At 35.0% G+C, this 13,740-nt stretch carries 15 protein-coding genes and 1 pseudogene; 12 read left to right on the top strand and 4 right to left on the bottom strand.

Features of this window, described 5'->3' with window-relative positions; genetic code table 11:
* The 7 genes and pseudogenes from MV052_RS03960 to MV052_RS03930 all read left to right on the top strand — a co-directional run.
* Positions 1 to 194: pseudogene (locus MV052_RS03960) on the top strand (sulfur oxidation c-type cytochrome SoxA); the annotation flags it as partial.
* A 9-nt stretch (positions 195 to 203) separates the two neighbouring features.
* Entirely contained in the window at positions 204 to 1,964 is a 1,761-nt protein-coding gene (gene soxB, locus MV052_RS03955; protein ID WP_297441185.1) for a thiosulfohydrolase SoxB, read from the top strand.
* A gap of 25 nt (positions 1,965 to 1,989) precedes the next feature.
* Positions 1,990 to 3,441: an OprD family outer membrane porin gene (locus tag MV052_RS03950; protein ID WP_297441184.1), complete on the top strand. Its 1,452-nt coding sequence runs from the start codon at positions 1,990 to 1,992 to the stop codon at positions 3,439 to 3,441.
* A gap of 14 nt (positions 3,442 to 3,455) precedes the next feature.
* Positions 3,456 to 4,361, top strand: coding sequence for an MBL fold metallo-hydrolase (locus MV052_RS03945; protein ID WP_297441182.1), 906 nt, complete (start codon positions 3,456 to 3,458; stop codon positions 4,359 to 4,361).
* Entirely contained in the window at positions 4,354 to 4,797 is a 444-nt protein-coding gene (locus tag MV052_RS03940; protein ID WP_297441180.1) for a thioredoxin fold domain-containing protein, read from the top strand. Before MV052_RS03945 ends, MV052_RS03940 begins: the two co-directional genes overlap by 8 nt.
* Before the next feature lie 213 nt (positions 4,798 to 5,010).
* Positions 5,011 to 5,445 (top strand): DsrE family protein, encoded by a 435-nt coding sequence (locus tag MV052_RS03935; protein ID WP_297441178.1) that lies wholly within the window; start codon positions 5,011 to 5,013, stop codon positions 5,443 to 5,445.
* A gap of 12 nt (positions 5,446 to 5,457) precedes the next feature.
* Positions 5,458 to 6,378 (top strand): DUF302 domain-containing protein, encoded by a 921-nt coding sequence (locus MV052_RS03930; protein WP_297441176.1) that lies wholly within the window; start codon positions 5,458 to 5,460, stop codon positions 6,376 to 6,378.
* A 51-nt stretch (positions 6,379 to 6,429) separates the two neighbouring features.
* Here MV052_RS03930 and MV052_RS03925 read toward each other — a convergent pair whose 3' ends face one another.
* Complete coding sequence (locus MV052_RS03925) at positions 6,430 to 7,698, bottom strand: DEAD/DEAH box helicase (RefSeq protein WP_297441186.1); 1,269 nt, start codon at positions 7,696 to 7,698, stop codon at positions 6,430 to 6,432.
* Positions 7,699 to 7,795: 97 nt separating this feature from the next.
* Here MV052_RS03925 and MV052_RS03920 point away from each other — a divergent pair, with 97 nt between their 5' ends.
* The 3 genes from MV052_RS03920 to MV052_RS03910 are packed head-to-tail and all read left to right on the top strand — an operon-like array spanning position 7,796 to position 9,166.
* Complete coding sequence (locus tag MV052_RS03920) at positions 7,796 to 8,530, top strand: hypothetical protein (RefSeq protein ID WP_297441174.1); 735 nt, start codon at positions 7,796 to 7,798, stop codon at positions 8,528 to 8,530.
* 29 nt (positions 8,531 to 8,559) lie between these two features.
* The gene (locus MV052_RS03915) at positions 8,560 to 8,850 is read left to right on the top strand and encodes a nucleotidyltransferase domain-containing protein (protein WP_297441173.1); all 291 of its coding nucleotides are present in this window, start codon (positions 8,560 to 8,562) and stop codon (positions 8,848 to 8,850) included.
* Positions 8,843 to 9,166: a HepT-like ribonuclease domain-containing protein gene (locus tag MV052_RS03910; protein ID WP_297441171.1), complete on the top strand. Its 324-nt coding sequence runs from the start codon at positions 8,843 to 8,845 to the stop codon at positions 9,164 to 9,166. The genes MV052_RS03915 and MV052_RS03910 overlap by 8 nt, the downstream gene beginning before the upstream one ends.
* A gap of 33 nt (positions 9,167 to 9,199) precedes the next feature.
* Here MV052_RS03910 and lpxB read toward each other — a convergent pair whose 3' ends face one another.
* Positions 9,200 to 10,246 carry a lipid-A-disaccharide synthase gene (gene lpxB, locus MV052_RS03905; protein WP_297441169.1) on the bottom strand — a complete coding sequence of 349 codons (1,047 nt, stop codon included), beginning with the start codon at positions 10,244 to 10,246 and terminating at the stop codon, positions 9,200 to 9,202.
* A gap of 55 nt (positions 10,247 to 10,301) precedes the next feature.
* Here lpxB and MV052_RS03900 point away from each other — a divergent pair, with 55 nt between their 5' ends.
* Positions 10,302 to 11,522: an amidohydrolase family protein gene (locus tag MV052_RS03900; RefSeq protein ID WP_297441168.1), complete on the top strand. Its 1,221-nt coding sequence runs from the start codon at positions 10,302 to 10,304 to the stop codon at positions 11,520 to 11,522.
* Here MV052_RS03900 and tgt read toward each other — a convergent pair.
* Positions 11,509 to 12,627 (bottom strand): tRNA guanosine(34) transglycosylase Tgt, encoded by a 1,119-nt coding sequence (tgt, locus tag MV052_RS03895; protein ID WP_297441166.1) that lies wholly within the window; start codon positions 12,625 to 12,627, stop codon positions 11,509 to 11,511. The two genes, MV052_RS03900 and tgt, sit on opposite strands and share 14 nt — an antisense overlap.
* 281 nt (positions 12,628 to 12,908) lie before the next feature.
* On the opposite strand from tgt, the gene MV052_RS03890 reads away from it, so the two are divergent.
* Positions 12,909 to 13,184 (top strand): hypothetical protein, encoded by a 276-nt coding sequence (locus MV052_RS03890; protein WP_297441164.1) that lies wholly within the window; start codon positions 12,909 to 12,911, stop codon positions 13,182 to 13,184.
* On the opposite strand, the gene MV052_RS03885 is transcribed toward MV052_RS03890, so the two are convergent.
* Positions 13,130 to 13,621 carry an ATP-binding protein gene (locus MV052_RS03885; protein ID WP_297441163.1) on the bottom strand — a complete coding sequence of 164 codons (492 nt, stop codon included), beginning with the start codon at positions 13,619 to 13,621 and terminating at the stop codon, positions 13,130 to 13,132. The genes MV052_RS03890 and MV052_RS03885 overlap by 55 nt on opposite strands.
* Positions 13,622 to 13,740: the final 119 nt, after the last annotated feature.

Here is a 13,740-nt window from a genome sequence, read left to right as displayed (position 1 = left end):
CTGCTGCAACATGGCCAGCATATAGAATGACAAAATCATCTCTTAGAACACTGCAACGCCGTTTTCAAGGATGTATGAAAAATGCACTCTTAGCAGTCATTCCTATTGGTTCAAAAGAGATGGTAGGCTTAGAAGTTTACCTAACAGAGAAAGCTAAGGGTAGTGAAGTCGCTATTCCTGGATTAAAAAGATAAGGGAAAAAAATGGAAATTTCAAGAAGAGATTTTATGCATATAGCAGCAATCTTTGGTCTTGGTGCAGTCGCTACTGGCTGTGCAACACCAAAAACTGCCGCACAAATCACTGTTGATGATATATATGCATTTAAAGCTAAAGGTAGTTTTTCTTTACTTCATATATGTGATTTACATGCACATATTAAGCCTTTGTATTGGAGAGAGCCATCAACATTGATCTCGGCTCCAAACCTTGTAGGTACTCCAGGCTTTTTGTGTGGAGAGTCCTTTGCTAAGTATTATGGATTAGAACCAAGTTCTTTAGATGCATATTTTGATACTTATATGGACTTTAATACATTAGCTCGTAAGTTTGGTAAGATGGGCGGTATCGCACATATTAAAACACTTACAAATCATATCATTAAAGAACGAGGAAAAGAGAATGTTCTTTTTCTTGACTCTGGTGATACATGGCAGGGAACTGGTGTAGCTCTTAAAACAAGAGGTGAAGCTATTGTAAAAGCGCAAAACTATCTTGGCATAGATACTATGGTCGGACACTGGGAATTTACTTATGGGAAAGAGAGAGTAAAAGAGCTGATAGAGATGCTTGATGCGAAATTTATTTCTCAAAATGTTGTCGGAGATGACCCTTTTGCTGATGAGTATGAAGAGTTGATTTTTGAACCTTATACTATTGAAGAGAGAGGTGGTGCGAAGATTGGTATCATTGGTCAATCATTTCCTTTTACTTCTACTGCAAATCCAAAAGAGTTTACAGAGGGTTGGAGTTTTGGTCTTAGACTTGAAACACTACAAGAGTATGTGGATGAGTTGAGAAATGAGAAAAAAGTCGACTGTGTTGTTGTACTTTCTCATGATGGTTTTAGTGTAGATCAAGAAGTGGCTCGTCAAGTCAAAGGGATAGACTTTATCCTGAGTGGACATACACATGATCCTTCTCCAGCACCGATTGTTATAAATGATACTGTAATCGTCATCGCTGGTAGTCATGGTAAGTATATCGGTCGTTTAGATATAGATGCTAAAGATGGAAAGGTAAAAGGCTATGAGTATAAACTCATTCCAATCGCTTCAAATATGATTCCAGCAGACCCAGAGGGTGTAAAACTTGTTGATGAACTTTATGCTCCTTTTGATAAAGAGTTTAATGAAGTGTTAGGTCAAACAAAAGGGATGCTCTATAAACGTGATACATTCTTTTCAACTTTTGATCAGCTTATAAATGATGCTATCATGGATGAGATGAAATGTGACCTCTCTTTTACACCAGGATATAGATGGGGAACAACGGTTCTTGCAGGTGACAATATCTTAATGGATAATGTCTATGAAATGTGCGGGATTACCTACCCAGATGTCTATACATTTGAATTGAAAGGCGATAAAATAGCAAACCTACTTGAAGATATAGCAGATAATGTATTTAATGCAAATCCTTTGTATCAACAAGGTGGCGATATGAGTCGTTTAGGTGGTGTAACATATAGCATTGCTGTGGCGAACAAAACAGGTGAGCGTATATCTAAGCTCATGATTGGTGGTAAACCAATCGACTTAGAAAAAACATATATCGTTTCATCATGGGGTGGAAACTTGCAAAAAGCTGGTTCAAATCTACAAAAAGAAAAAATACGACCTGTGTATGATGTCGTACGTGACTATATTAAAAAAGAAAAAATTGTTGATGTGAGTAACAAAGGTAATGTTACTTTAGTTGATTACAGTTGTGGTTGCCCAACGAAGGGTTCTAGAGGCTGCTAGTCTTTTAAATATTAAGGATATTAAAATGAAGAAAAATATGATTAAATTAGCTGCAGGAACTGCGGCAGTATTATTGATGGCTACATCGGCACAAGCAACTTTAAAAACAGATAAAGTTACTTTAAAAGGGAATATGCAGGTAAAGTATAACAAACTTCCTGCACCAGTTGATTCTCTTGGAGAAGCTTTTACAGAAGGTATGTTTTATGGTCGTTTCAGAACAAACTTTTTTTATTGGGATTGGGATAAAGAAGATTATGCAACGGGTGGAAAACAAAAAGATAATAAAAATAATGGTATTGGTGGTAGTTTAATTTATAAAACTGCTCCATTTAAAGGTGTGAGTGCCACTGTTGGTATGTATACATCACAGAACTTAGACTTCTTTAGAATGGATAAGCAAGATGCAGCATATGCTAAATCTGGTAAAGATACATTTAGTAGATATGATTTAGCAACTGGTGGTCATTATGGCATGACAGTATTGGGATTAGCATACTTGCAATACGATGCAAGCAAAAAGACATCTGTTAAACTTGGTCGCCAAATGTTTGAAACTGTATTTACCAAATCAAATGATACCAAGATGATACCAAATACTTTTGATGGTGCAACTGTTGTAAGTAAAGATTTACCAAAAACGACAGTGAAACTTGCTTATTTTACAAAACAAAAACTAAGAGATCATACATCTGAACATGATGTTCTTGCATATGATCCAACAAATAGTGGAAATCAGAATGATGATTCAGCAATAAACAAAAACTTGACAGTTGCAAGAATAGGAACTAATAATAAGCTTATTGTAGGTTCAGTTACAAATAAGTCCATCAAAAATCTTAAAGCGAATGTAAGCTATGCAACTGTACCAGGTGTTGTAAGTAATCTTACCCTTGAGGCACACTATACAATTCCTGTTGGTTCAATGAAAATTGTACCTGGTGTAAGATATATGATGCAGTATGATAATTTAAATGCAAACTTTGGTGTCGCAAATCTTGGTGGAAATCAAACTGGTTATGCTAATCCTAACTCTTTAGACTCTAATCTTTTATGTGCGAGAGTTGATTTTAAACAGGGCGCATTTTTAGGTCGTTTAGGGTATTCTAAAGTAGCTGATAAAGCAGATATTATAGCTCCATGGCGTGGATTTCCAACAGGTGGCTATACTCGTGCAATGGCTCAGTATAACTGGTATGCAAATACAAAATCATATATGATTAGAGCTGGTTATGATTTTGGAAAAGCAAATATTTTACCAGGGTTTAGTGCTATGGTTCGTTATGTAATTCAAGATTATGATGAAACAAAAACAGCTGTTAGAGCTGACAGTACTGTTATTCATATGGATCTTCGTCAAAATATAGGTCAAAGTAGTGAGCTTAAGTTTAGACTCGGTATGGTCGATACAGATATTAAAGCTGGCAAAGATGGTTCATATAATGAATATCGTTTAGAATATAACTTTTTCTTTTAAAAAAGGATTACGCTTTGAAGTCATTTGTGTTAAGTATTGTACTTGTTAATTCTCTTCTCTCCTTTGATTACAAACTTAAGCCCCAAGAGGTAAGTGAAGATGTTTACTGCTTCTTTGGTCTACCCCAAGTGATGGATAAGCATAATAATGGAAACATGTCCAATTCATGTTTTGTTAATATGGGGACTAGCTATCTTGTGTGTGATAGTGGTCCTACATATCAATATGCCAAACAGGCATACTCCCAAATGAAAAAAATTCAAAACCTTCCTATCTCTTATGTTGTCAATACACATGTTCATGATGACCATTGGCTAGGAAACTCTTACTACAAAGAGCAGGGTGTCACCATAATTGGCTCTACTGCGTTTAAAGAACTCCCAAAGCTAGAAAAAACAAGAATGCAATTGAGAATATCCTCTGAAGCTTTTAAAGGAACAACACAAGAATTTCCTACTGTATTTGTAGAGAAAGAAAAAGTACTCAAGATCAATGGAAAAAAAGTTTATATAAAAAGTGTAAATCATAAAGCGCATACAAACAGTGATCTTTTTGTTTACATTCCTAATAAAAAAGTTGTTTTTGTAGGAGATTTAGTTTTTAATGAACGACTACCGTCTCTGCGTGATGGAGATATTAGTGGTTGGATAGATGCACTACAAAAGATAAAAGAGATGAAAGTAAAGTATGTCATAGGTGGTCATGGTGACATTGTTGAGACAACTGCAGTAGATTTTACGTATAACTATCTTGTAAAATTAAAAACTCAAGTCAAGAAACTCCTTGATGAGGGTGTAGAAATTGCTGATGTTGTAGACGCAGTAAAGATGGATGAATATAAAGATATTCCATTCTATGACTCTATACATAGACAAAATGTGGAAACAGTCTATAGAATGTTGGAGTGGGAAGATGAATAAGATACTTTTTTTAACTGCGTTTAGCCTTATGAGTTTATTTGGAGCAGATTTTCACACTTATGAAGAAGCACTCAAAATACAAAAGAAAAATCATAAAATTATAATGATTGATGTAATGCGCAGTGATTGTCACTACTGTATAAAAATGGATAAAAAAGTTTTTGAGAACGAGGCTATGAAAAAGTGGCTTGAAGATAGATTTATCTTGGCTAAGGTGAATTTAGACTTTGATGCAGTGCCATTAGGGCAAAAAGTTCATTTTACACCGACTTTCTTTTTCGTGAATGAAAAGGGAAAAATAGTCAAAAAAATTCCAGGCTCATGGAATATTCAAGATTTTAAAGATTTGACTGTAAATATAAAGGGTACCTCTAAAAACCCTAGTATATCTCAGAGGGAAGAAAAAAAAGATGAGATTGTGAAAAATCTTTTTTGAAGCATAGCCGTAGCTATGGTGATAAAAAGTTTTTTGCAATATCGCTTTTTTTATCCCTCCCTTTGGGCACGCCATAGGAGCCTACACTCTGCGTTACTCTTTTTCGCCTTAGCTTTGGCTAGGGCTTCAAAAGAATGCCTTGATTGTAAACTCCTATGGCATGCTGAGATATGCTAGGGTTTTTAGAGGTACCCTAAAATAAAGGAAGTTGTCATGTTGAAATTTACGCTTATTTTACTTAGCTTTTGTATTCTCTCTTTTGCAGATACAGAGTATGCAGAACCAAAACCCTCGATTGATAACCCAAGGCAGATTGTCTTTTCAGTCACAGAGGATACTCCGCAGGCTCTTGATCATATACTCAGTGTGGCAAATAATGTTTTAAAATTTTATGGACCAGAAAAAGTAGAGATGAAAATCGTTGCATATTCTAAGGGAATTAAAGTTTTAGACAGACACAACAAAACAACTGCCGTACGAGTTGATGCACTGATGCAATACGATGTTGAATTTGTAGCATGTGGCAATACTATGCGAACACTTCATATCAAAGAAGAAGACCTTGTTGAAGGCTCTATCATAGTCACTGCGGGTGTAGTTGAACTACTAGAGAGTGTCAAAGCAGGGTGGATATATATAAAACCTTAAAGGATAAAACAGATGAAAAAATTACTGACAGTTGTCATAGCACTTTTGAGTGCTGTTGTACTACAAGCAAAAGGCGATTTGCATCTCTTTGCCGTAGATAATGCAAATGGAAAAATCACTCCACAAACAATAGCAAAGGCATTTGAATCAAATGGTTTTATGATTGCGCTTAACAATGATATGACAAGACCATTTAAGATACAATTTAAAAAAAGTGATTTTGAAATTTTCACTCTTATGACGGTGTATGAACCAAAGCTAGATTATAAGCTTTTAAAGATAGATGCAAAAGCAGGAGTCTTTGTGCCTATGGGCGTTGGAATATACCAAAGAAATGGGGAAAAGACTCTTCATGTAAGTATATTGACATCGGATGCACAGGCAAAGATTATTGGGATTAAAAGCAATGATGTGCTCAAACAAATAGAAGCAAAAGCACTTAAAAGCCTTGAAGAAGCATTACCAAAAGCAAAACAGACAATGAGTGAAGACTCTTTAAAAGAGAGTAGAAACTTAGTGACAACCTATGTGTATGAACTTGATGGCGATGATGCTGATGAAGCACGAGATGAATTAAAGATGAACTTAGAAGGTGGCTTCGCTCCAAAAGGCTTTATCATGCCAGCAACGATGGACTTTGATAATGATATTTTAGATGATGATCCAAAAAATCCATTTGAATTTTATGAGAGTTATTCAATCTGTAAACTTCCTGTTATTTACACCGTTGCAAAAAGTAGACCTGAAGCTGCAGCATTTGCTCCATGTACACTTATGGTATACAAAAAGAAAGATGAAGATAAAATTGTCTTAGGATTTCCAGCTGTATATAACTGGCTGAGTTCTGCAAAAGTGGAAGATGAAGCTGCAAAAAAAGAGCTTTTAAAAGCACAAAAAGATTTTGAATCTATTTTAAAAGATGTAACTGAATAAAAACTACTTTATACTACGAAGCTTTTGCCTCGTAGTATGACCAGACGATAGTTATCTTCTCCCTCTAGAAGAATTTCTACCGCCACTTGAATTACTGTTGCGGCTTGCATTTCTATTTCCGCCACGAGGTTTATTTCTAGCCCCTCGATTGCCACCCATATTGATAGGTTCAGCTTTGATGCTTGGATCTGGTTTAAAACCTTTGAGCCAAACTTTTGGAATCTCTTTTTTTATAAGTTTTTCAATACCTACTAAAAACTCATCTTCATCAACACATACAAGAGAAATGGCTTCACCTTCATTACCAGCACGACCAGTTCGCCCAATACGATGCACATAATCTTCACTTACGTTTGGTAGCTCAAAGTTAACAACATGAGGCAGTTGGTCGATGTCGATTCCACGTGCTGCAATGTCTGTAGCAACAAGAACTCTAACCTCACCTTTTTTAAAGTCTGCAAGAGATTTTGTTCGTGCATTTTGGCTTTTATTTCCATGGATGGCAGCACTAGTAATACCATCTTTTTCAAGTTGTCCACTTAAACGATTTGCCATATGTTTTGTTCTTGTAAAAACTAAAACTTGTTGCCACTTTCCTTCATTGATAAGGTGTGTTAAAAGCTCACGTTTACGAGTTTTATCTACTGGATAAACTGTTTGTTTAACTATTTCACTTGAAGTATTTGCACGTGCTACTTCTATCAGTGTCGGTGCATTTAAAAACTGGTTAGAGAGTTTTTTTATAGCTTCAGAGTAGGTTGCTGAAAAAAGGAGTGTTTGACGCTCTTTTGGAATGATATTTATAATCTTTTTAATATCATTCACAAACCCCATATCTAACATTCTGTCAGCTTCATCTAAGATGAGAAACTCTATCTCGCGTAAATCAATAGTCTTTTGCGAAATATGGTCAAGTAAACGACCAGGTGTAGCGATGACAATATCCATCCCTTTTCTCAGTGCTGTAATTTGTGGGTTGATTTTTACTCCACCAAAAATAACAGTAGATTTATATGGAAGATGTTTCCCATACAGTGCAACACTCTCACCAACCTGAGCAGCAAGCTCACGAGTAGGTGTTAAGATAAGTGCTCTTACTTTATGTCTTTGTTTTGTTGATTTTGAACGAGAGAGTAACTCTAAAAGTGGGAGTGTAAAACCTGCTGTTTTTCCTGTTCCTGTTTGCGCACCTGCTAAGATGTCTTTTTTGTTTAAAATGACTGGTATTGCTTGTGCTTGGATGGGAGTCGGAGTGTCATATCCTTGTTCTTTGATGGCTTTTAAAATCGGAGCCGATAAACCGAGTGAATTAAATGTTATATCTTTAATTGTACTTCCTTTATATATATGTTTCTATAATAGCATAATTTATGGCATATATGGGTATAATTTAAAAAATACTTTTATAGGAACACTTTTGCCAACTAATAATATCCAAATCAAATCAAATAATCACCGCATTTATCGCTGTCCGACTGAGAAAAAAACAGAACTTTTAAACAAGCTTATCCAAGAGAACCCAGACGCAAATATTTTAGTGATGTGTTCAAAAAATCCTGAACAAATCAAAGAAAAATTAGAAAATCAAAATGTGCGAGTTATCGAAGATAAAGAACTTGTCAAAGATAAAGATTTAAGCTGTGACTATCTTATCAGTTATGATATGCCGATAAAAGCTATTGTTTACATGGCAAGAGTCTCAAAATCTGTACAAAAAGCAGTGATGCTTTTAGATGAGAGCGAACAAAAAGCACTTTATGCTATAGAAACCCTACTTGGTCGTGCTATCAAACAAGAAACTTTAGAAGGTTTTGCATACCCAGTAAAAGAACGTAAAACATCAGATGCACCTGTAAGAAAAAAGATGACAAAAGATGATATAAAAGAGGTTGCTAAAAAGCGTTATGAAAGCTCAACTCAAGAAAAAGAAAAGTTTGAGAAAAAGTCCGATGAAAAAGCTGGAAAGTGGGAGAAAAAGAAAAAAGCTCCAAATAAATTTCTAGGAAAAGATGAAAATGGAAAAGCTTTGTTTTCTGGAAAAAGCGGCGAGAGAAATCATCGTCACGATGGAACACCAAAAGAGAGATATGATGCTCCTAAAACAACCGGTAAACGTATTAACATTAAAGCACGTAAAGCAAAAGAAGATTAAATAACTACTATAAAAAGGGGAGAATTGATATGACAAAAAATGAAATAATTAGCTATCTTAAAGAGCATAAAAATGATTTTATGAAAAAATATCAAATCTCTAAAATTGCACTTTTTGGATCATATTCTCGTGATGAAAATAGATGTGATAGTGATGTTGATATCGCAATTGAAACACCTTTGAGTGATTACTTTAAGCTCTATGATTTTAAAGAAGAACTGGAAAAATCATTCCATACTAAAGTTGATATAATTCGCTTCAGAGATTCAATGAACATTGCCCTAAGAAGACGTATAGAAAAAGATGGTATCTATGTATGATAAAACACTTGTTGTTGAAATATTAGATCAAATAATAGATGCTATAGAAATTGTGCATGAAAGATGCGCATTTGCAAAATGTGAAGATGATTTTTGCCATACCAAAGAGGGGCAAGAAAAACTTGATAGTATTTGTATGAAGCTCATCGCAGTTGGCGAGAGTTTAAAAAAGATAGACCATATTACTGAAAAAAAACTTCTACTGAAATATCCTCAAATTGAATGGAAAAAGATTAAAGGCATACGAGATTTTATCTCTCATCACTATTTTGATTTAGATGCTGAAATTATTTTAGTATTTGTCAAGATCATATAGATGACTTGCTTTTTACACTTATGACCTTGACTACTAATCTCCTTCTATAATCTGTGCAACTCTTTTTGAACTTCCGTGTTTAAGATAATCTCTTAAAGATTTTGAGTTGTGCAGAAACTCTTCTCTGTCATAATTTTTGTAAGCTTTTACTAAATTTTCTACTGTTACATCATCTTGTATAAACTCAGGATGTAAAGCTTTGTTGGCATATTTTTCAAACATGATATTTCCAAGACCAAGATAGTTGAGTTTTACAAGACGGCTTGCAATAAAGTAATCAACAGGATTTGCAATATAACTCAAAACAAGAGGAATACCGATAAGTGATGCCTCAAGTGTTGCAGTTCCACTACAAATAAAGCCAAAATCAGCTTCGTAGAGTGTCTTGTATGGATTATGTGAGATAGTGAATGCTGAAATGTCCCCATAAAGGTTTTGGACTTCTTCTTCGCTAAAGTGCTCAGGAATGACAAGTACTGCGTTTACATCTAACTCTTTGAGGACTTCTTTGTAAATTGGCATCAGTTTTGATATCTCGCCTTTTCTGCTTCCCGGCATAAATACAACATTACGTACTACTGTGTTTAGCGATGTTTTAAACGCAGTAATCTGGTCAAGTAAAGGGTGTCCGACATACTCAATAGGAGCATTTTTTGGATAATAATCGGGCTCAAATGGCAAGATAGAACATAATTTATCTATAGTTTTTGCAAGAATAGGGATGCGTTTTTTCTTCCATGCCCAAGCTTGGGGTAAAATGTAGTAGATTATCTCTTTTTTTGGGTACTTTTTCTTTATCTTTTTTGCAAGAGGGAGATTGAAGCCTGAAGAGTCTATAAGTAAGACTTTATCAGCTTCTTTAGAGAGCTCTAGCATTTCATCATTGAGTTTGAAGAAAAATCTTAGTTTTTTTAAGGCATCTACAAAGCCCATGATGGCAAGGCTCCGTAAATCTACGATGGGTTTACCTAAGCTCTCATCAAAAATGCCAATAAATTCAATATCGTCACTTAGCTCATTTTTGAGAGATTTTAGATGCACGTTTGCAGAGTGTTCTAGAGCAGAGACAAGAATTTTCATGAGTTTTAAGCCTTATTAATTTATAATGCTGACATTATATCGAAGGTGGTCTAAAATGCTTATATCAAACGCAGTAGTTTGTGATGTAGATGGTGAGAGAAAAGTTGATGTTAAAGTTGTAGATGGCATTGTTGTTGCAGTGGGTGAAAATCTGCAAGATGAAAATGTTGTTGATGCACAAGGTGCTTATTTGCTCCCTAAACTTGTTGATATTAATGTCAGAGTCCTTGATTCATCATTAAATGCAACTGCTATCAAACAAGTAGCACAAGAAGCTCAAACTGGTGGCGTTGGACATATTGTTTTAAATGCTGATTCAAATCCTGCCATAGATAATGGTGTTGTTTTAGAATTTGCTCAAAATGGTATCAAAGATATCAACGATATGAAGATAGACTTTATGCTCAATGCCCTAAAAGAAGATATGACACTTAGTGATATTGCGATTCTTTTGAAAAAAGGGGTTGTCGCACCCTATATGAGCACAATAGCAAAAAACAATCTTGCCATTAAGATAGCCGAATATGTCAAAATGTACGGTGTAACACTTTTTTGTAAAGCTGAAGATAATTCTTTGATAAACGCAGGTGTTATGCTTGATGGTGATGTGAGTTCACACTTGGGACTTGCTGGGATTCCTGAACTGAGTGAGATACTGCATGTTTCTCGTATGATAGAAATTGCACGACATTTTGATATAAAGATACTTTTTAAATCCATCGCTTCACCACGTTCAATAGAGCTTATTACAAAAGCAAAATCTGAAGGAGTACAGGTGAGTTGTGAAGTTTCTATCCATCATTTACTCAACTCAGATGAAGTGTGTGAGGATTTTAACACGACAGCAAAATTAAATCCGCCTTTAGCATCTACGAGTGACGTACTTGAACTACAAAATGCACTCAAACGAGGAGAGATTGATGTACTCACAACCTTGCATCAACCATCTTCACCAGTCAATAAAGAAGTAGCATTTTTTGATGCAGCTTATGGATGTGAAGCTTTGGGTGATGCACTTCCTTTGTATTATACAAAGCTTGTCAAATCGGGGCTTATTACTATGAGTGAGTTAGTCCAGCTTACTTCACAAAATCCTGCCAAAAGTATCAACAAAAAAGCTGGAGTTATTGCAGTGGGCGAGAAGTTTGATTTTGTATTATTTGACGCTACGAGCAGTAGAATTGTTAAAAATGCACAATCACTTTATAATGGAGATGAGTTGTTTGGTAGAGTTGAAAACTTAGATTTCAACTCTACCAAAGCTAACTTCTTTTAGCGTAAAACTCTTTTTTGTACTCTGCAAATCTATCTTCTAAGATAGCTTCACGTACTTCTCTCATAAGGTTAAGATAATAGTGAAGATTATGAATTGTAGCCAAACGAAAGTATGTTATTTCACGGGCACGAAAGAGATGGTTAATGTATGCACGACTGTATGTTTTACATGTTAGACATTGACACTCTGGGTCTATTGGAGTTGGATCTTCTTTAAACTTAGCACCTTTGATATTCATCTTTCCAAATGATGTAAAAAGTGTTCCATTTCTTGCATTTCTTGTAGGCATAACACAGTCAAACATATCTATGCCACGTTCAATGTTTTCTATCAAATCCTCAGGTGTACCAACACCCATGAGGTAGCGCGGTTTGTCTTTTGGCATATACTGTGTTGTATGTTCTACTGTGTCATACATTTCATTGTTAAGTTCACCAACTGAGAGCCCACCAATGGCAAAACCATCATAATCCATTGCACAAAGCTCTGTAGCACTTTTTGTACGAAAAGCTCTGTCTGTGCCACCTTGAATGATGGCAAAGATATTTTGGTCAACGCCTACACCTTCTTTTTGTTTCGCACGAAAGTAGTCTATAGACTCTTGTGCCCATGCTGTTGTTCTCTCTATGCTGAGTTTTATACGTTCTTGCGTAGCAGGAAGTGCGACTAAATCATCAAGTATCATCATAATATCAGAACCCAAATTATGTTGAATATCTATAACTTTCTTTGGAGTAAAAAAGTGTTTACTCCCATCAATATGTGAACGAAACTCTATGCCATCTGTTTTTGGTTTAGACATATCAGAGAGTGAAAATGCTTGAAATCCACCACTATCTGTTAAAAAACTTTTAGGGTATTTTGTAAAGCCATGAAGTTTTCCCATTTTTGCAACTGTTTTATCGCCAGGACGAAGGTACATATGATAGGTATTTGCTAAGATGATGTCAGCACCCAAAAGCTCTAAAACATCATGAGCATCTAAAGATTTTACACTTCCTATCGTTCCCACAGGCATAAATACTGGAGTTTTAATGGTTGAGTGTTTTGTTATAATCGTTCCTGCACGAGCATTTTTTGAAGTGGCATCTAGGGTGAATTGCATCTATAAAGTGTCCTGAAATATGATATATTTTCGTGATTATAGCATTATTTTTTTATAAGAAGTCAGTCCTGAAAAATCCACTTCCCTCATGCGCGTTCTTTTAATGGAATATAGACAATTATATTTCTTGAAAAATATGGAAACTTGACATTAAATTTGATATATTTGAGTACTTTTCTGTTTTTAGGGGGTACATAATGTATGTCAATTAATAATGTGATTTAAGGTTAAGTCCACTATACTTAGAATGAATAAGTAGTTAGATGAAGGAAAAACTAAATATGAATAAATTAAATGGTTATGCAAAATTTGAAAAACTAATAGACGATTATGCACCAAGTTTTATTGGACCACTTGCTGAAGAAAAGTTAAAAGATGAAAATTTTTTTTCAACTCAAGAGGGAATGGAATTTATTATTTTTAATGGCTTTAATGAAATATTGTCAAGCGCAATCCAAAAATACACCACTACGCAGTGCAAAAGTGCACCACTTTGTAACACCTATTTAGCTGAAATATCTAATAAACCAGCTTCTCGTTTTTGTTTCAATCTATAGCTTTCTCCAGTGACATTGATAAGATGTGAGTGGTGTATCAATCTGTCAAGTATCGCTGTTGTTAAAGCTTCGTCATTATTAAGAACCTCCTTCCATTTAGTAAAAGATAAATTTGATGTAATTATGATGGAACCAAGCTCATATTTTTTATTGATTATTTGAAAAAATAGATTAGCCTGCGTTTCACTAAATTTCACATAGCCAAACTCGTCAATTACAAGTAGTCTAGGTATCCCAATAGTTCTTTTAAAGTAATTGGCTAGTCTATTTGTAGCAGCTGCACTCTCTAGCTGTATCATAAGGTCGCCTGCAGTTATGAACTTTGTTTTTATTCTTTGTTGCGTTGCCGCATATGCAATGGCTGTTGCAAGATGTGTTTTACCAACACCACTAGGACCAAATAGAAGTATGTTTTTAAATTCATCAATAGTAACCATTCAGCACCAAACAAAAAAATAGGCACAAAAATTGCTTAAACATACATATTATGACAGAACAAGAAGCTATAGATTTTTGCAAGAACAATCCAGAGGCAGCGGCTAAAATAATTCTCATG

Origin of the sequence: Sulfurimonas sp., assembly GCF_026988655.1 — a bacterium.
In the GTDB taxonomy this organism is placed as follows: domain Bacteria; phylum Campylobacterota; class Campylobacteria; order Campylobacterales; family Sulfurimonadaceae; genus Sulfurimonas.
Note: the sequence above shows the minus strand (reverse complement) of the source record. Positions and strands in the feature narration are given on the sequence as shown.